Origin of the sequence: Ramlibacter pallidus (assembly GCF_015070875.1) — a bacterium.
GTDB classification, from domain to species: Bacteria; Pseudomonadota; Gammaproteobacteria; order Burkholderiales; family Burkholderiaceae_C; genus Ramlibacter; species Ramlibacter pallidus.
In genome coordinates this window covers 498,014-514,236 of the sequence record NZ_JADDIV010000001.1, presented here as the reverse complement: position 1 = coordinate 514,236, position 16,223 = coordinate 498,014, and the positions used below count along the sequence as shown (strand labels likewise).

Below are 16,223 nucleotides of genomic sequence, written 5' to 3'. Positions count from 1 at the left end.
GGCGCCGTCAACGCGGCTGCTGCTGCGGCAGCAGCAGGCGGCCGGCCCAGCCCGGGCGGCGCGGCACTTCGCTGGCACCGAGCACCGGCGTGCCCGCGCTCTGCACGCCGGTGGCGGTGCCGGCCGGGCAGGCGCCGGTGTCGATGTAGGTCAGGGCCCCCTGCAGCAGCGTGTCCGAGGCGGGGTCTCCCGGCGTGCCGCTCGCCGCCACGTTGCAGGTCGGCTGGAAGCCGCCCGTGTAGTCGCCGAAGCCCTGCGCGTTGGTGCCCTGGAACTCGATCGGGAAGTAAGCGTAGCCGCAGTTGTTCTTCTGCTGGAAGCCATACGGCTTGCCGCAGGTGGTGGTGCCGACGCGCACGACCTGCACGTTGACGCCGCGCAGGCTGTTGATGATCGACTCGCTCGCCGAGCAGGTGGCGCCGGTCGTCAGCACGAACACGCGCGGCAGCGCCAGCTGCGGCAGCGGCGTGCCGGCGGGGTTCTGCGATTCGCCGTACTGCACGGTGCCGGCGAAGCGCAGCGTGCTCTGCGCCGTCAGCTGGGTGCGCTTGGCGTTGTAGCGCAGCTGCTCGAACACCTGGCCGTTGTTCTGCGGGCCGGTGATCATCGACGCCGCCGCGAGGGCGATGTACAGGTAGCCGCCCGAGTTGTTGCGCAGGTCCAGCACCAGGTCCTGCACGCCCTGTCCCTGCAGGTTGCGGAACGCGGCGATCAGGTCGTCCTGCGCGCCGACGTCGTGGTCGTTGAAGAGGATGTAGCCGACCTTGCGCCCCGTGCCGCTGTTGACCACCTGCGTGAGGGGAACGAAGTTCGTGTGGGCCTTCAGCAGCGTGCCGGCGGAGGCCTGCTCGAGGCCCAGCGACTTGCGCAGGTCCTGCGCCTGGGGCAACGGCAGGACGGCGCTGAACCGGTCCCTCGGCTGGCCGGAGGCGTCCGGCGTCCGCACCAGCAGCGCGTTGAAGTAGTCCGGGATGTTGCTGTAGGCCGCCGGATCGACGCTCGGGATCTCGTCGTACCAGAGGTAGACCTCGTCGAGGTAGGCGCGCACGAAATTCTTCTGGCGATCGAGCGAGCAGCTCTGGGCATCGCCGGCCACGCCGGCGTAGGCCGCGGAGCCGCCGGGCGGCACGCCCGGCATCAGGCCGGCAGCGGCGCCGTCGCCGTCGCCTCCGCCGCCCCCGCAGCTGGCCAGCAGGAGCAGGGAAGCGGCCAGCGCGGCCAGGGAACGGGACAGCGGTTTCAGTTGCATGACGTCATCCGGGAAGGAGTGCCGGGATTATTGCCACGGGCATCCGGTCCGTGGGGTCCGGGCCTCAGGCGGCCTTCTGTAAAGCCAGGCCCGCGTGCTCGCGCAGCAGGTGGAAGTGGATCTTGGGGAAGCGTTCCTGCGCCAGCCGCACGTCGTACGGCGAGGTGCAGAGGAAGGCCAGGGCATCGGCGGCGTCCAGCGCCAGGCGTTGCGGGTAGGCGTCGGTGAAGGACCGCAGCTCCGCCGGCGTGTCGGCCGTGATCCAGCGGGCACCCGTGTACGGGCAGCCTTCCAGCCGCACGTCGCAGTCGTACTCCGCGTTCAGGCGGTGCTGCACGACCTCGAACTGCAGCTGGCCCACCGCGCCCAGCAGCATCGGCCCGCCGACGTGCGGGCGGAACACCTGGATCGCGCCCTCCTCGCCGAGCTGGGCGAGGCCTTGCTGGAGCTGCTTGGTGCGCAGCGGGTTCTTCAGCACCACCACCATGAACAGTTCGGGCGCGAAGAAGGGCAGGCCCGTGTACTGCAGGTTCACCGAGCCGTCGGTGATGGTGTCGCCCAGCTGCACGCCGCCGTGCGTGGTGAAGCCGATGATGTCGCCGGCGTAGGCCTCATCGACGGCCTCGCGGCGCTGCGACAGGAAGGTGACCACGGAAGTGGGGCGCAGCTCCTTGCCCGTGCGCTGCACCTTCAGCTTCATGCCCGGCGTGTACTTGCCCGAGGCCATGCGCACGAAGGCGATGCGGTCGCGGTGGGAAGGGTCCATGTTGGCCTGCACCTTGAACACGACGCCGGAGAAGGCGGTGTCGTCCGGCTCCACGATGCGTTCCACCGGCTGCCGGTTGACGACGGCCGTGCTCTTGCGCGCCTGCGGCGGCGGCGCCAGGTCGACCAGCGCGTCCAGCACCTCCATGACGCCGAAGTTGTTCACGGCCGAACCGAAGAACACCGGTGTCTGCTTGGCGGCGAGGAAGGCCGCGTGGTCCCATTCGGGCGAGGCGCCGGCGGCCAGCTCCATGCTTTCGGCGGCCGCGTCGTACTCGCCGGCGAAGCGGCGCCGCAGTTCGTCCTTGTCCGTCAGCGGGATCGTGTCGAGGTCCTGCGGGCGCTTTTCGCTGCCCGACTCGAACACGGTCATGGCCTGCGTGCGCAGGTTCATGATGCCGCCGAAGCTCTTGCCCTTGCCGACCGGCCAGGTCATGGGCACGCAGGGCATGCCGAGCTCCCGCTCCACCTCGTCGAGGATGTCCAGGGGCTCGCGCACTTCGCGGTCCATCTTGTTGACGAAGGTGATGATGGGCGTGTCGCGCTGGCGGCAGACCTCGATCAGCCTGCGCGTCTGCGCCTCCACGCCGTTGGCCGCGTCGATCACCATCAGGGCGGCGTCGACCGCGGTCAGCACGCGGTAGGTGTCTTCGGAGAAGTCCTTGTGGCCGGGCGTGTCGAGCAGGTTGACCACGTGGTCGCGGTACAGCATCTGCATCACGGACGACGCCACGGAGATCCCGCGCTGCTTCTCGATCTCCATCCAGTCCGACGTCGCGTGGCGCGAAGCCTTGCGGCCCTTCACAGCGCCCGCGATCTGGATGGCGCCGGAGAACAGCAGCAGCTTTTCCGTCAGCGTGGTCTTGCCCGCGTCGGGGTGCGAAATGATGGCGAAGGTGCGGCGGCGCCGGACTTCGGCGCCAAAGGGGGAGGCGGACAAGGGGGAGCTCCAGCTGGAACAGCCGCGCATGGATGGCGGTTGTGTCTGACCCCGTATTGTGCCGTGGCGGTGTAGCTTGTCCCGCATGGCCAAGGCAAAGGACCAGGTGGCACTGGAGATCGACGGCCGCGAGGTCGTCATCACCAGCCCGTCCAAGCTTCTGATCCCCGAGGCGGGGCTGGCGAAGCTCGACCTCGTGACTATTACCTGGCCGTGGCGGAGGGCGCCTTGCGCGGCGCCGGCGGCCGCCCCTGCGTACTGGTGCGCTACCCGAACGGCATCCACGAGGAGTTCTTCTTCCAGAAGCGGGCGCCCGGGAAGCGGCCCGACTGGCTGGACGTGACGGAGATCCGTTTCCCCTCGGGCCGGACGGCCTGCGAAGTGGTGCCGCGCCACGCGTCCGACCTGGCGTGGATGGCCAACCTCGCCTGCCTGGAGTTGCACCCGCACCCGGTGCGCGCCGGGGACCTGGAGCACCCGGACGAGCTGCGGGTCGACCTCGACCCGGTGCCGGGGGTCGAATGGCCGCAGATCCGGCAGGTCGCGCAGGTGGTGCACGAGGTGCTCACCGACCTCGGGTTGAAAGGCTGGCCGAAGACCTCCGGCTCGCGCGGCATCCACGTGCTGGTGCGCATCGAGCCGAAGTGGAGCTTCGACGAGGTGCGGCGCGCGGCCCTGGCGCTGGCCCGCGAGGTCGAGCGGCGGGCCCCGGGGCTCGCCACCAGCGCCTGGTGGAAGGAGGAGCGGCAGGGGGTCTTCGTCGACTACAACCAGAACGCGAAGGACCGGACCGTCACGTCCGCCTACTCGGTGCGGCCGAAGCCCGACGCGCGCGTCTCCGCGCCGGTGAGCTGGGCGGAACTCGATGCCTGCGATCCGGCCGACTTCACCGTGAAGACGATGCCGGGACGCTTCCGCACGATCGGTGACCCGCACGCCGACATCGACCAGTGGCGCTGCTCGCTGGAGCCGCTGCTGGAACTCTCGCGGAAGCACGAGGCCGAAGGGCAGGGCGATGCGCCCTGGCCGCCGCACTACCGCAAGGCCGCGGGCGAGCCGCGCCGCGCGCCGCCTTCCACCGCGCGCACCCGAAAGCCCGTGATCGAGGTGGCGCGCGCGGACCGCGAGGCCGAGGCCGTTGCCGCGGCGGAGGCATGGAAGGCGAAGCACCCGAAGGCGGCCGCGCACCTGGAGCCCGCCGACGTGCTGGTGGACCGCATGCGCGGGACTTCGTCGCTCTGGTACCGGGTGCGCATCAACCTGGAGCACGTGCCGGCGCGGCTGCGGCCCAAGTCGGACAAGCCGCAATAGCGCAGTCGCCGGCGCGCTGGCTCTACCATGGCGGGATGGCGAACACCTCCCCGCACCGCTGCTCCTGGGCCAACGGCGACGACGCCCTGATGGCGAAGTACCACGACAAGGAATGGGGCGTGCCGCAGCGCGACCCGCGCATGCTGTGGGAGATGCTGGTGCTGGAGGGTTTCCAGGCCGGCCTGTCCTGGCGGACCATCCTGCACAAGCGCGAAGCCTTCCGGAAGGCCTTCGCGGACTTCGACCCGGCGAAGGTCGCGCGCTTCACGCCCGGGAAGGTAGAGAGGCTGCTGGCCGACCCCGGCATCATCCGCTCGCGCGCCAAGATCGAGGCGACGATCGCCGCCGCCCGGATCTACAACGACATGCAGGCGCAGGGGGAGGACTTCGCCGACTTCTGCTGGTCGTTCACGAAAGGCAAGGTGCTGAAGGGCGACGGCCGGACGTTGCCCGCGGAGACCCCGCTGTCGCAGGAGATCTCGAAGGAACTGAAGCGCCGCGGCTTCAAGTTCGTCGGCCCGGTGATCGTCTATGCGTGGATGCAGGCCGTCGGCATCGTGGACGACCACGCCAGCGGCTGCTTCCGGCGCAAGGCCTAGGCCCCGAACACCTTCGCCAGCTCGAAGGGTGTCGTCACCTCCAGCTGGTCGTAGCGGCAGTCCTGCGGCGGCTTGTCCGGCCGCCAGCGCAGGAACACGGCGGCATGGCGGAAGCGGTTGGCCTGCATGTGGTCGTACTTCACCTCCACCACGCGTTCCGGCCGCAGCGGCACCCAGCTCAGGTCCTTGCCGCCGCTCCAGCGGCTCTGCGCGCCCGGCATGCGCTGCGCGTCGCCGACCTGCGCGCCGGCCCAGTCGCGCCACGGGTGGTCCTCGACGCCGCTGCGCAGCGGCGCGAGCTCCTGGGCCAGCTGCTCGCGCACCGCCATCGTGAACGACGACGTCACGCCGACGTGGTGCAGCACGCCGGCGTCGTCGTACAGGCCCAGCAGCAGCGACCCGACCGCATCGTCGCGGTCCTTGTACCAGCGGAAGCCGGCCACGACGCAGTCGGCGCTGCGCACGTGCTTGATCTTGAGCATGGCCCGCTTGCCGGGCTGGTAGGGCGCGGATTCCAGCTTGGCGATCACGCCGTCGAGGCCGGCGCCCTCGAACTTCTGCAGCCACTCCTCGGCCTGCGCGCGGTCGCGCGTCACCGGCGTCAGGTGCAGGGGCGCCTTCGCCTTGCCGAGCAGGCGCTCGAGCCGCTCCCGGCGCTCCGACTGCGGCAGCTCCATCGTCGACTTGCCACCGGCCGCGAGCAGGTCGAAGGCGACAAAGCCCGCGGGGGTCTCCTTCGCGAGCCTGGCGATGCGCGATGCGGCCGGATGGATGCGCTGCTGCAGCGCGTCGAAGTCGAGCCCGCCGGGCCCGGCCACCACGATCTCGCCATCGAGCACGCAGCCCCTGGGCAGCAGTTCGTGCAGCGCCTTCTCCAGCTCGGGGAAGTAACGGTTCAGCGGCCGCAGGTCGCGGCTTTGCAGGTAGGTCTGCTCGGCGCCGCGGAAGACCAGGGCACGGAAGCCGTCCCACTTGGGCTCGAACAGGAAGCCTTCTTCCGTGGGCAGCGCCTCGGCGATCTTGGCGAGCATGGGCTCGATGGGGGGTGCGGGAAGCGCGGAGGAAGCCATGTGTGCCTTTGTACCGGGAAGCGGCCCGAGTGTGGGGCACGGACGGCCTCCCGGCGGGTTTCCGTTAAAATCGCGCCAACCGAGGAGCGTTGCAGCGTCCCCATGGACGCGAGGCTCGGCGAACCTGCAACGACGCTCACCCACTCTTCCGTGCGGTGAGCCCTCCCGGAAGCGTGGGTTCCCCCACTTCAGCTTCCGGAGCCACCATGAACGCCGCCCTCAAGCCCGTCGCCCCCGCCGACAGCGCCATCACCGACATTTCCCTGGCCGACTGGGGCCGCAAGGAAATCCGCATCGCCGAGACCGAGATGCCCGGCCTGATGGCGATCCGCGAGGAATTCGCGAAGACCCAGCCGCTGAAGGGCGCCCGCATCACGGGCAGCCTGCACATGACCATCCAGACCGCCGTGCTCATCGAGACGCTGCAGGCGCTGGGTGCGCAGGTCCGCTGGGCCTCGTGCAACATCTTCTCCACGCAGGACCATGCCGCGGCCGCCATCGCCGCCAGCGGCACGCCGGTGTTCGCCAAGAAGGGCGAATCGCTGGAGGAGTACTGGGACTACACGCACCGCATCTTCGACTTCGGCGCCAAGGGCACCGCGGGCGAAGGCCCCAACATGATCCTGGACGACGGCGGCGACGCCACGCTGCTGATGCACCTGGGCCAGCGCTGCGAGAAGGACCTGTCGCTGATCGACACGCATTCCAGCGAGGAAGAGCGCATCCTGCACGCGGCCATCCGCGCCAAGCTGAAGGAAGACCCGACCTGGTATTCGCGCAAGGCGAAGGAGATCATCGGCGTGACGGAAGAGACCACGACCGGCGTGCACCGCCTGCAGGACATGTCGAAGAAGGGCCTGCTGAAGTTCCGCGCGATCAACGTCAACGACTCGGTCACCAAGAGCAAGTTCGACAACCTCTACGGCTGCCGAGAGTCGCTGGTCGACGGCATCAAGCGCGCCACCGACGTGATGATCGCCGGCAAGGTCGCGGTGGTCGCCGGCTACGGCGACGTGGGCAAGGGCTCGGCGCAGGCGCTGCGTGCGCTGTCGGCCCAGGTGTGGGTCACCGAGATCGATCCCATCAACGCCCTGCAGGCGGCCATGGAGGGCTACCGCGTCGTGACGATGGAGTATGCCGCCGACAAGTGCGACATCTTCGTGACCACGACCGGCAACAAGGACGTGATCCGCTTCGAGCACATGGCGAAGATGAAGGACCAGGCGATCGTCTGCAACATCGGCCACTTCGACAACGAGATCGACGTCGCGGCGCTCGAGAAGCAGTGCAAGTGGGAAGAGATCAAGCCGCAGGTGGACCACGTGATCTTCCCGGACGGCAAGCGCATCATCCTGCTGGCCAAGGGCCGCCTGGTGAACCTCGGCTGCGGCACGGGCCACCCGAGCTACGTGATGTCGTCCTCCTTCGCCAACCAGACGATCGCGCAGATCGAGCTGTTCACCAAGCCCGACGCCTACGAGGCCGGCAAGGTCTACGTGCTGCCCAAGCACCTGGACGAGAAGGTGGCGCGCCTGCAGCTGTCCAAGCTGGGTGCGCAGCTGACGGTGCTGACGGACGAACAGGCGGCTTACATCGGCGTCGACAAGAACGGCCCGTACAAGCCGGATACGTACCGGTATTGATGCATGCCTCCCTCCCCCTTTGGGGGAGGGCCGGGATGGGGGCGCTTCGACCGATCCGGGATGCCCCCACCCCAGCCCTCCCCGGCGGGGGAGGGAGCAGAAGCCCTCCATGCGTGCCGACCAGCTCCTCGTCGAACGCGGACTCGCCGCGACGCGCTCGCAGGCGCAGCGCCTGATCGCGTCCGGCGTGCAGTGGTTCGACGGCGCCGCCTGGAAGCGCGTCGCCAAGAACGGCGACGAGCTGCCGCCGGCCGCGCCGGTCGAACTGCTGGACACCGCCGAGACGCGCTACGTCTCGCGCGGCGGCCTGAAGCTCGAAGGTGCGCTGAAGGCGTCCGGGCTCGACGTCACCGGCTGGACGTGCCTCGATGTCGGCCAGTCCACAGGCGGCTTCACCGACTGCCTGCTGCAGCACGGCGCGGCGCGCGTGACCGGCGTGGACGTGGGCCGTGGCCAGCTGCATCCGCGCCTGCGCCAGGACCCGCGCGTCACCGCGATCGAGAAGCTGAATGCCCGCGAACTGGATGCGCAGCAGGTCGGTCGCGGCTTCGACTTCGTGACCGGCGACCTGTCGTTCATCTCGCTCACGCTGGTGCTGCCGGCGCTGGCGCCGCTGCTCAAGGCCGGCGGCCACCTGCTGATGCTGGCCAAGCCGCAGTTCGAGCTGCAGCCGGCGCAGGTCGGCAAGGGCGGCGTGGTGCGGGACGCGTCGCTTTATCCGCTGGTCGAACGGCGGCTGCGCGATGCCTGCGCCTCGCTCGGGCTGGCCGTGACCGGCTGGCACGACAGCCCCATCGCGGGCGGCGACGGCAACCGCGAGTTCTTCCTCCATGCCCAGACGAGGAGCCATTGATGCTTCCCCTCAGCCTCGAATTCTTCCCCCCCAAGACGCCCGAAGGCGCCGACAAGCTGCGCGCCGCGCGCAAGCAGCTCTATGCACTGAAGCCCGAGTTCTGTTCCGTCACCTACGGCGCGGGCGGCTCCACCCACAGCGGGACCTTCACGACCGTCAGCGAGATCCTCGCCGAAGGCATGGAGGCGGCCAGCCACTTCTCGTGCATCGGCGCGACGCGCGCGAAGGTACGCGACCAGCTGGCGCAGCTGAAGGCCATGGGGGTGACGCGGCTGGTGGCGCTGCGCGGCGACCTGCCCAGCGGCTACGGCAGCGGCGGCGAGTTCCAGTACGCCAGCGAGCTGGTGGAGTTCATCCGGGCCGAGAGCGGCAAGGCGTTCCGCATCGAGGTCGCCTGTTATCCGGAGACGCACCCGCAGGCGAAGTCGCCGTACAGCGACCTGCAGGCTTTCGTGACCAAGGTGCGCGCGGGCGCCGACTCGGCGATCACCCAGTACTTCTACAACGCGGACGCGTACTTCCGCTTCGTCGACGAAGTGCGCAAGCTGGGCCTGGACGTGCCGGTGGTCCCGGGGATCATGCCGATCACCAATTCGAGCCAGCTGCTGCGCTTTTCGGATGCGTCGGGCGCGGAGATCCCGCGCTGGATCCGCATGCGGCTGCAGAGCTTCGGCGACGACACCGCGTCGATCAAGGCCTTCGGGCAGGAAGTCGTGGCGCAGCTGTGCGAACGCCTGGCGCGCGGGGGCGCGCCGGGGCTGCACTTCTACACGATGAACCAGGCGCAGGCCACGCTGGCGCTCTGCAAGGCCCTTGGTAGGGATTGCTGAGCGCAGCGCGCCCTCACCCCAGCCCTCTCCCAAGGGGAGAGGGAGCAAGACCTACTTCTTGAGTTCGGCCTTGTTGGAAATGATCCGGCCGACCAGGCCGTACTCGATCGCTTCCTCGGCCGACAGCCAGCGGTCGCGCTCGATGTCCTCCAGCACGCTGTCCAGCGGCCGTCCGGTCTCGCGCGCGATCGTGCGGGCGATGCGCTCGCGCGCCTTGATGATCTCCTGCGCGTGGATCGCGATGTCGCTGGCAGGGCCGCCGGCGCCGCCGGACGGCTGGTGGATCAGGAAACGCGTGTTGGGCGTGCAGAAGCGGCGCTCCCTCGGCACGCTCAGGTAGAGGTGCGTCGCGGCGCTGCCCACCCAGCCGGTGCCGATCATGTTCACCGGCGCGCTGATGAAGCGGATGATGTCGTGGATGGCGTCGCCGGACTCCAGGTGGCCGCCGGGCGAGCTCACCAGCATGTCGATCGGCATGGCCGAATCGGCGTCCAGCGCGATCAGGCGGCGGGCGATGTCGCTCGCGGACTGGTCGGAGATGGCGCCGAACAGCAGCACCGTGCGGGACTTGAAGGCCTTCTCTTCCAGGAAGGCGTTGCGGGGTTCGGCCGTCGCGGCCGGGGTTTCGGGATCGGGATGCTCCATGCTCACTCCTTGAACGCGGATGATGCCCCAGTCCGGCGGCGGGCGGGCGCTCAGGCCAGCGACCCTGCCGCGGACAGGGCCTGGTCGCGGTAGGCGCCGCCGAACAGCACGACGTGGTTCAGCAGGTGGTACAGCTGGTACAGCCGCTTGCGGACGGGATCGGGACGCACGCCGCCCGCGGACCGGTAAGCCTCGTGGAAGCCTTCCGGCACGGCGCCGAACAGGTCCATCATGGCCAGTTCCGCCTCCGGGTCCGAATAGGAGATGGCTGGGTCGTACAGCACCGGCGCGCCGTCCGGCAGCATGCCCCAGTTGCCGTGCCAGAGGTCGCCGTGGATCAGCGCCGGGGACGGCGCATGTCCTTCGAGGAGGCCGGGCAGCCTCGCGATCACGCGCTCCACGGCGCCGGCCAGCACGGCATCCTCCAGGCGTTCCAGCATCGCGCCCAGCCGTTCGCTGGCGAAGAACTCGCACCAGTCGCGTCCCGTGGCGCCGTCGGTGGGCGCGTTGCGTTGGGGCGTGGCGCCGATGTGGTTGTCCTGCGGCCAGCCGAAGAAGCCTTCGTGCGGCGCGCCGTGCAGGGCCGCCAGGGCTTCGCCCAGCCGGGCGCCGAAGCCGGCGTCGGGCGGCACCAGCTCCAGCCATTGCATCGCGAGGACGCAGCTGCCCGGGCGCTCCGTCCACGCCCGCACCTTGGGCACGCGGATGGTGCCGGTGCCGCGCAGGGCGCGCAGTCCTTCCGCCTCGGCGCGCAGCATCGGGATGGCGGCGCCGGTGCCGCTCTTGACGAAGAGGCGGTGGCCTTCGCCGCGCGCGTCCCAGGTGTCGCAGAAACCGCTGTTGCGCAAGGGACGCACGCGCCATTCGCCGCCCAGCGCGGCTTCCAGCTCGTCTTCGACGATGTCCCTCATCCGTGCAATTCTGCGCGCTTCGCCGGCGCGCGGAAACACCCGGCTACGAAGGGGCTCGCTAAGCTGGCGCCATGCATCGCCGGCTGGCCATCCTCTGCCTCGTCATGACGCTGTCTGCGTGCGGCGAGCGGCCGGCGCCGCAACCCGTCGCCGCGCCGGCCGCGCCCGACACGCGCGCCATGGGCGCGGGTCCGGCGATGGCCAGTTGCGGCATCCGCGCGCTGCCGGAGGAGGTCCTGCGGCGGGTCAACGAGGTGCGGGCCCGCGGCCAGCGATGCGGCACGCGCCGCATGGCGCCGGCGCCGGCGCTGCGCTGGGACCCGGCGCTGTTCTCCGCCGCCTCGGGCCATTCCCTGGACATGGCCAAGCGCAACTACTTCGCGCACCGGACGCCCGAGGGCGTGGACATCAGCCAGCGCGTGTCGAACAGCCGCTATCCGTGGAAGAGCGTCGGCGAGAACCTGGCGGCGGGCGACACCAGCGTCGCGGAGGTGGTGCAGGGCTGGGTCGCGAGCCCGGAGCACTGCGAGAACCTGATGGACCCGCGCTACGTCGACATGGGCGTGGCCTGCGTCGCGCAGCCCGGCACCGAATGGGGCACCTACTGGACGATGGTGCTGGCCCGCAGGTGAAGCGGCTTCAGCCGCCGGTTTCGACGACCTGCATCTGGCCGCGCCCGCGTCCGAGCACCTCCAGCAGCGCCGGTAGCACCTGCTGCAGTTCCGCCTTCAGGGTGTGCGGCGGGTTCACCAGGAAGACGCCGCTGGCGGTGAGGCCCGGGCGCGGCGCGGTTTCCCCGGGCACGGCCACCCGCTCCGGCGACTGCCCGATGTTCAGCACCGCATGCAGCCAGGGCCGTCCCGCCTGGTTGGACAGAGTCTTCAGGCGGCGCGGCAGCTCGTGCGCCTCCGGCCGCGGGATCACCGGGTACCAGACCATGTAGGTGCCGGTGGCGAACTTCTTCAGGCTTTCCTGGATGCACGCCGCCACCCGCGCGTAGTCGTTCTTGATCTCGTAGCTGGGATCGATCAGCACCAGCCCGCGGCGCGACGGCGGCGGCAGCAGCGCCCGCAGGCCCTCGAAGCCGTCCTCGCGCTTCATGCCGACCTGGCGGCCCGCCTCCAGCTGCTCGACGTGCGTCGCCAGGGCCTTGCTGTCGGTGGGGTGCAGCTCGAAGAGCCAGAGCTTGTCGCGGGCTTCCTTGCGCAGCAGCGCCTGCGTGACGAAGGGCGAACCGGGGTAGATCCTCGTCTTGCCGGAGGGGTTGAAGCGCCTGACCATGTCGAGGTACTCGCCCACCAGCCCGGGCGGGTCGGCGGCCAGCGGGCTGGCCAGCAGCTTCACGATGCCGTCCAGGGATTCGCCCGAGGTGCCGGCGAAGTCGTCGTCCAGCCGGTACAGGCCGGCGCCCGCATGCGTGTCCACCACGGTCAGGGCCGTCGGCTTGGCCGTCAGGTGCTTCAGGACGGCGATCAGCACCATGTGCTTGAGGACGTCGGCGTGGTTGCCGGCATGGAAGCCGTGGCGGTAGCTGAACATGCTTCGATGGTACCCCCGGGGGCGGCCCCGCCGCGGGTTCGGAGCACGGCGGGCGCACCCTGGCTATAATGCCGGGTTCCGCAGCGCTCCAGTGGCTCCGCGACGGAAACAGGGCAGCCGCCTTGCCAACCACCTAAGAGATCCCCGCCAGAGGGACACCGACCGTGGAAAAGAGCCCGCCAAACCGCAACTCGAGAGTCTTTATGACCACCACTGTCAGCGCCAAGCCCGCTGACGTGAAGCACGAGTGGTTTGTGATTGACGCCACCGACAAGGTGCTCGGACGGGTAGCCAGCGAAGCTGCCCTCCGACTGCGCGGCAAGCACAAGGCCATCTACACGCCTCACGTCGACACCGGCGACTTCATCGTCGTCATCAACGCAGCCAAGCTGCGCGTCACCGGCGCCAAGGAGACCGACAAGGTCTACTACCGCCACACCGGCTACCCCGGCGGCATCCGCCAGCAGACCTTCAAGGAAATGCAGGCCAAGCACCCCGGCCGCGCGCTCGAGAAGGCCGTCAAGGGCATGCTGCCCAAGGGCCCGCTGGGCTACGCCATGATCAAGAAGCTGAAGGTCTACGGTGGCGCCGAGCACCCGCACACCGCGCAGCAACCGAAGCCCCTGGAGATCTGAACATGATCGGTGAATGGAACAACGGCACCGGCCGCCGCAAGAGCAGCGTGGCCCGTGTCTTCCTGAAGAAGGGCTCCGGCAAGATCACGATCAATGGTCGCGACATCCAGGCCTTCTTCGGCCGCGAGACGTCGATCATGATCGCCAAGCAGCCGCTGATGCTGACGGGCCACGGCGAGACGTTCGACATCCAGTGCAACGTGCACGGTGGCGGCGAATCCGGCCAGGCCGGCGCCGTGCGCCACGGCATCACCCGCGCGCTGATCGACTACGACGCGGCGCTGAAGCCCCAGCTGTCCGCCGCCGGCTTCGTGACCCGCGACGCCCGCGAAGTGGAACGCAAGAAGGTCGGCCTGCACTCCGCCCGCCGCCGCAAGCAGTTCTCCAAGCGCTAATGCTTCCGTTGGAAAGCCGCCCGCGGCTTTCCTAACCGAGGCTGACGGGGCGCCCGCCGACAAGGCGTTCGCCGCTCTCCGACACGAAGCCGCACAAGTTCGCACTTGCTGCGGCTTCGTTCTTTGGGCAGCATCCTCATCCATGCGTTTCAAGCTGCTCAGGCGTCGTCTGACGATCAGCGCACCCCGGATGAAGGTGCGCAGCGCCATGCCCTGGCCCCTGCAGTGGGCGGCAGCCGCGATCGTGCTCGGCTTCTGCGGCGCCATCAGCCTCTGGGCCTTCGAACTCGGCAAGGATCTCGCCGGCGTCGACGGCGGTTCCGGCGAGGAAGTGGCGCAGCTGCGCGACGAAGTCGCGAGCCTGCGGCGCGAGCGCGACCGCATCCAGTCCATCCTCAACACCTCCGGCAGCGCCATCACGGTCGAGCGGGCGGCGCAGGAGCGCCTGGCCACCCAGATCCGGCATCTCGAGGCCGAGAACCGCACGCTGCGCGAGGACCTCGGCTTCTTCGAGAAGCTCATGCCCGCCAGCGGCACCGAGTCGGTCGCCATCCGCGGCTTGCAGGCCGAAGTGCTGTCGGGCACCCAGCTCAAGTGGCAGGTGCTGGTGCTGCAACCGGTGAAGAACGCCCCCGAATTCCGTGGCCGGCTCGAAGTGAGCTTCTCCGGCACCCTGGACGGCAAGCCGTGGATGATGCAGCTGCCCGGCGGTCCGCAGGCGTTGCAATTCCGCCAATACCGCCGGGTGGAGGGCATGGTCGACCTCCCCGCCCAGGCCGTCGTCAAGAATGTGTCCGCGCGCGTGGTGGAAGGGTCCACCAGCCGCGCCGTGCAGAGCCTTTCCTTGTAAGTCCCGAAGTCGTTGTTGAGGAGAATCCCATGTTCGGCAAGAAGTCCCAGCCCCCCATCAAGAGCCTCATTGCGCAGGGCACGCGCATCGAGGGCAACATGAAGTTCAACGAAGGCCTGCGCGTCGACGGCGAGGTGTTCGGCGACATCCAGTCCAGCGCCGACGACGCCGGCAGCATGCTGGTCATCTCCGAGCAGGCAGTGGTCCAGGGCGCCATCTCGGCGGACCACGTGATCATCAACGGCACCGTGCGCGGCCCGGTCCACGCCCGTGAACTGCTGGAACTGCAGCCCAAGGCCAGGATCGAGGGCGATGTTTCCTACGTCTCCCTGGAAATGCACCAGGGCGCCACCATCTCGGGTCAGTTGCGGCCGCTCGTGCAGGGCGCCGCCGAGGGCGAGGAAAAGCCCTTACTGAAGCTGGCAGCAAAGAGCGCCTGATGGACGCCGGCTGCCCGGCCGGTTTACCATCTGTCGAGAAGTCCCTGACGAAGGAAAGTCCATGAGCGCTGTTGCCGAGAACGTGTCCACCGAAATGCCCGCACCGCTGCTGTTCACCGACAGCGCCGCGGCCAAGGTCGCCGACCTGATCGCGGAAGAGGGCAACCCGGACCTGAAGCTGCGCGTGTTCGTGCAGGGCGGCGGCTGCTCGGGCTTCCAGTACGGCTTCACCTTCGACGAGATCGCCAACGACGACGACACGGTGATGACCAAGAACGGTGTCTCCCTGCTGATCGACGCGATGAGCTACCAGTACCTGGTCGGCGCCGAGATCGACTACAAGGAAGACCTGCAGGGCGCCCAGTTCGTCATCAAGAACCCGAACGCCCAGAGCACCTGCGGCTGCGGTTCGAGCTTCTCGGCCTAGGCCGGGTAGATCCCCCCCAGCACACGGGCGCCTCGGGCGCCCGTGGTGCTTTGGAGCTCCAGCTTTTCGCCGCGCACGCATTTGCGCGCCAGCCAGGCGAACGCGGTCGCTTCGACCTGCAGCGGCGGCAGGCCCTCGGCTTCGCTGGAGACCACCCGCGCGACGGGCAACAGCGCCTGCAGGCGATGCATCAGGTGCGCGTTGAGGGCGCCGCCGCCACACACGATCAGCTTGCCCAGTCCGGCTGCATGGCGCCGCACGTCGTCCGCGGCGGCCCGGGCGGTCAGCTCCGTGAGGGTGGCCTGCACGTCGGCCGGCGCCGCGCCCGCAAAGCGCTGGAGGTGCGCGCGGAACCAGGGCGCGTTGAACAGGTCGCGGCCCGTGCTCTTGGGCGGCGTCTGCGCGAAGTACGGCTCCGCCAGCATGGAGGCCAGCAGGTCCGGCAGCACGCGACCGCCGGCGGCCCAGCGTCCGCCGTCGTCGTAGGGCTGGCCGGTGTGCTCCTCGGTCCAGGCGTCCATCAGCGCGTTGCCGGGACCGCAGTCGAAGCCCTGCATCGTGCCGTCGGCGCGCAGCACCGTGAGGTTCGAGATCCCGCCGATGTTCAGCACGCCGACCGTCTGGCCCGGCCTGGCGAACAGCGCCTGGTGGAAGAACGGCGCCAGCGGCGCCCCTTGCCCACCGGCGGCCACGTCGCGGCTGCGGAAATCGGCCACCACGCGGATGCCGGTGAGCTCGGCCAGCAGGGCCGGCTGCGCCAGCTGGATGGTGTAGCCGGTGCCGTCGAACTGCTGGGGCCGGTGCCGCACGGTCTGCCCGTGGGCGCCGATCGCTGCGATCGCGTCCGGCGCCAGCCCGGTGCCCTGCAGCAGGTCGCGCACGACCTCCGCATAGACGCGCATGAGGCCGTTGCCCGCCAGCCAGCCGCGGTGCAGTTCGTCGGGGCCGGAAGCGTTCAACGCCATCAGAACGGCGCGCAGCTCGTCGGGAAAGGGCGCACTGGCATGTCGCAGCACGCGCACCCCGGAAGAGAAGTCGGCGACGACGCCGTCCACCCCGTCCAGCGAGGTGCCGGACATCAGGCCGATGAAGAGATCACCCATGGGCGCATCGTAGCGCCC

General features: G+C 69.5%; 18 protein-coding genes and 1 riboswitch. Of the genes, 11 read left to right on the top strand and 7 right to left on the bottom strand.

The window, feature by feature from the left end:
- Window positions 1-7: 7 nt before the first annotated feature.
- Window positions 8-1,249, bottom strand: a complete 1,242-nt coding sequence (locus IM787_RS02585; RefSeq protein WP_193675060.1) for a S41 family peptidase — start codon at window positions 1,247-1,249, stop codon at window positions 8-10.
- A gap of 64 nt (window positions 1,250-1,313) precedes the next feature.
- Window positions 1,314-2,954: a peptide chain release factor 3 gene (locus tag IM787_RS02580; protein WP_435531136.1), complete on the bottom strand. Its 1,641-nt coding sequence runs from the start codon at window positions 2,952-2,954 to the stop codon at window positions 1,314-1,316.
- 228 nt (window positions 2,955-3,182) lie between these two features.
- Here IM787_RS02580 and IM787_RS02575 point away from each other — a divergent pair, with 228 nt between their 5' ends.
- Both IM787_RS02575 and IM787_RS02570 read left to right on the top strand, forming a co-directional pair.
- Complete coding sequence (locus IM787_RS02575) at window positions 3,183-4,265, top strand: DNA polymerase domain-containing protein (RefSeq protein WP_227494042.1); 1,083 nt, start codon at window positions 3,183-3,185, stop codon at window positions 4,263-4,265.
- Between the two features lie 35 nt (window positions 4,266-4,300).
- Window positions 4,301-4,864, top strand: coding sequence for a DNA-3-methyladenine glycosylase I (locus IM787_RS02570; RefSeq protein ID WP_193675058.1), 564 nt, complete (start codon window positions 4,301-4,303; stop codon window positions 4,862-4,864).
- Here the strand turns inward: IM787_RS02570 and IM787_RS02565 are convergent.
- Window positions 4,861-5,934 carry an ATP-dependent DNA ligase gene (locus tag IM787_RS02565; protein WP_193675057.1) on the bottom strand — a complete coding sequence of 358 codons (1,074 nt, stop codon included), beginning with the start codon at window positions 5,932-5,934 and terminating at the stop codon, window positions 4,861-4,863. The two genes, IM787_RS02570 and IM787_RS02565, sit on opposite strands and share 4 nt — an antisense overlap.
- A 75-nt stretch (window positions 5,935-6,009) precedes the next feature.
- A riboswitch (S-adenosyl-L-homocysteine riboswitch) is annotated at window positions 6,010-6,079 on the top strand.
- Window positions 6,080-6,140: 61 nt separating this feature from the next.
- Between IM787_RS02565 and ahcY the strand changes: the two genes are divergently transcribed.
- The 3 genes from ahcY (at window position 6,141) to metF (ending at window position 9,260) form a co-directional block, all read left to right on the top strand.
- On the top strand, window positions 6,141-7,577 hold the full coding sequence (gene ahcY, locus IM787_RS02560; RefSeq protein ID WP_193675056.1) for an adenosylhomocysteinase: 1,437 nt from the start codon (window positions 6,141-6,143) through the stop codon (window positions 7,575-7,577).
- A gap of 109 nt (window positions 7,578-7,686) precedes the next feature.
- A complete protein-coding gene (locus tag IM787_RS02555) occupies window positions 7,687-8,430 on the top strand; it encodes a TlyA family RNA methyltransferase (protein WP_193675055.1) in 744 nt (247 codons plus the stop codon).
- A complete protein-coding gene (metF, locus tag IM787_RS02550) occupies window positions 8,427-9,260 on the top strand; it encodes a methylenetetrahydrofolate reductase [NAD(P)H] (RefSeq protein WP_227494041.1) in 834 nt (277 codons plus the stop codon). The genes IM787_RS02555 and metF overlap by 4 nt, the downstream gene beginning before the upstream one ends.
- Window positions 9,261-9,311: 51 nt before the next feature.
- Here metF and IM787_RS02545 read toward each other — a convergent pair whose 3' ends face one another.
- Both IM787_RS02545 and IM787_RS02540 read right to left on the bottom strand, forming a co-directional pair.
- The gene (locus IM787_RS02545; RefSeq protein WP_193675053.1) at window positions 9,312-9,905 is read right to left on the bottom strand and encodes an ATP-dependent Clp protease proteolytic subunit; all 594 of its coding nucleotides are present in this window, start codon (window positions 9,903-9,905) and stop codon (window positions 9,312-9,314) included.
- Window positions 9,906-9,955: 50 nt separating this feature from the next.
- Window positions 9,956-10,816 carry a fructosamine kinase family protein gene (locus IM787_RS02540; RefSeq protein ID WP_193675052.1) on the bottom strand — a complete coding sequence of 287 codons (861 nt, stop codon included), beginning with the start codon at window positions 10,814-10,816 and terminating at the stop codon, window positions 9,956-9,958.
- Window positions 10,817-10,887: 71 nt separating this feature from the next.
- On the opposite strand from IM787_RS02540, the gene IM787_RS02535 reads away from it, so the two are divergent.
- Window positions 10,888-11,448, top strand: a complete 561-nt coding sequence (locus IM787_RS02535) for a CAP domain-containing protein (RefSeq protein WP_193675051.1) — start codon at window positions 10,888-10,890, stop codon at window positions 11,446-11,448.
- Window positions 11,449-11,455: 7 nt separating this feature from the next.
- On the opposite strand, the gene IM787_RS02530 is transcribed toward IM787_RS02535, so the two are convergent.
- Complete coding sequence (locus IM787_RS02530) at window positions 11,456-12,355, bottom strand: 23S rRNA (adenine(2030)-N(6))-methyltransferase RlmJ (RefSeq protein ID WP_193675050.1); 900 nt, start codon at window positions 12,353-12,355, stop codon at window positions 11,456-11,458.
- Between the two features lie 203 nt (window positions 12,356-12,558).
- Here IM787_RS02530 and rplM point away from each other — a divergent pair, with 203 nt between their 5' ends.
- The 5 genes from rplM to erpA all read left to right on the top strand — a co-directional run bounded on the left by rplM (window position 12,559) and on the right by erpA (window position 15,102).
- Window positions 12,559-12,990: a 50S ribosomal protein L13 gene (gene rplM / locus IM787_RS02525; RefSeq protein WP_193675049.1), complete on the top strand. Its 432-nt coding sequence runs from the start codon at window positions 12,559-12,561 to the stop codon at window positions 12,988-12,990.
- Between the two features lie 2 nt (window positions 12,991-12,992).
- On the top strand, window positions 12,993-13,385 hold the full coding sequence (gene rpsI, locus IM787_RS02520) for a 30S ribosomal protein S9 (RefSeq protein WP_193675048.1): 393 nt from the start codon (window positions 12,993-12,995) through the stop codon (window positions 13,383-13,385).
- Window positions 13,386-13,527: 142 nt separating this feature from the next.
- Entirely contained in the window at window positions 13,528-14,235 is a 708-nt protein-coding gene (locus IM787_RS02515; RefSeq protein WP_193675047.1) for a DUF6776 family protein, read from the top strand.
- A 29-nt stretch (window positions 14,236-14,264) separates the two neighbouring features.
- On the top strand, window positions 14,265-14,675 hold the full coding sequence (locus IM787_RS02510) for a bactofilin family protein (protein ID WP_193675046.1): 411 nt from the start codon (window positions 14,265-14,267) through the stop codon (window positions 14,673-14,675).
- Between the two features lie 61 nt (window positions 14,676-14,736).
- Window positions 14,737-15,102: an iron-sulfur cluster insertion protein ErpA gene (gene erpA / locus IM787_RS02505; protein ID WP_193675045.1), complete on the top strand. Its 366-nt coding sequence runs from the start codon at window positions 14,737-14,739 to the stop codon at window positions 15,100-15,102.
- On the opposite strand, the gene IM787_RS02500 is transcribed toward erpA, so the two are convergent.
- Window positions 15,099-16,205, bottom strand: coding sequence for an anhydro-N-acetylmuramic acid kinase (locus IM787_RS02500; RefSeq protein ID WP_193675044.1), 1,107 nt, complete (start codon window positions 16,203-16,205; stop codon window positions 15,099-15,101). The genes erpA and IM787_RS02500 overlap by 4 nt on opposite strands.
- Window positions 16,206-16,223: the final 18 nt, after the last annotated feature.